Source organism: Candidatus Hydrogenedentota bacterium, assembly GCA_016791475.1.
In the GTDB taxonomy this organism is placed as follows: domain Bacteria; phylum Hydrogenedentota; class Hydrogenedentia; order Hydrogenedentales; family JAEUWI01; genus JAEUWI01.
This window is the reverse complement of record JAEUWI010000337.1, coordinates 1-595: the sequence shown is the minus strand read 5'-3', so window position 1 is coordinate 595 and position 595 is coordinate 1. Positions and strand designations below refer to the sequence as shown.

At 71.6% G+C, this 595-nt stretch carries 1 protein-coding gene; it reads right to left on the bottom strand.

Annotated features, from left to right (window positions below):
* A partial coding sequence (locus tag JNK74_29545) for a hypothetical protein (GenBank protein ID MBL7650318.1) occupies positions 1 to 595 on the bottom strand: 595 nt, incomplete at both ends.

Here is a 595-nt window from a genome sequence, read left to right as displayed (position 1 = left end):
CGTGCTGGTCGGCGACGCGGCCGAGGCCCTTGCGACCGTGACCGACCGAGACCAGCGCCGTGCCGTCGGCCAGGCCGGGCAGCACGTAGAGGGGCAGGGTCACCGAGGCGCCGTCGACCGTGAGGCTGACGAGGTCGCCGTTCTTGAGACCGTTGGCCGTCGCCTTGTTGACGACGAGCGTGTTCTCCCACGTGACCTTCGTCATCGGGTGCGGGAGCTCGCGCAGCCAGCCGTTGTTCGCGTGGCGGCCGTCGAGGATGGTCGCGTCGAGCGCGAAGCCGATCTCGAGGGCGGCGGCCTTCGCGGCGGCGCCGGCCGTGATGAGCGGCTCGGCCTTGGCCCAGTCGACCGAGGCCGGGGCGGGCGCGGGCGAGACCGAGGCGACACCGTCGAAGAGCCACTTCTCCCACGTGACCGTCGAGAAGGACGGGGCGTCCTTCCAGGTCTCGCGGACGAGGTCGTAGCCGCTGACCGACTTGCCGGTGACGAAGCGGGCCAGGACCTCGAGCGGGCTCGGGGTGTGGTGGAGCGGCTCGATGAGGGGCTGCTGGATGGACAGCGCACCCTCGAGCGAGAGGAGATCGCCCCAGGCTTC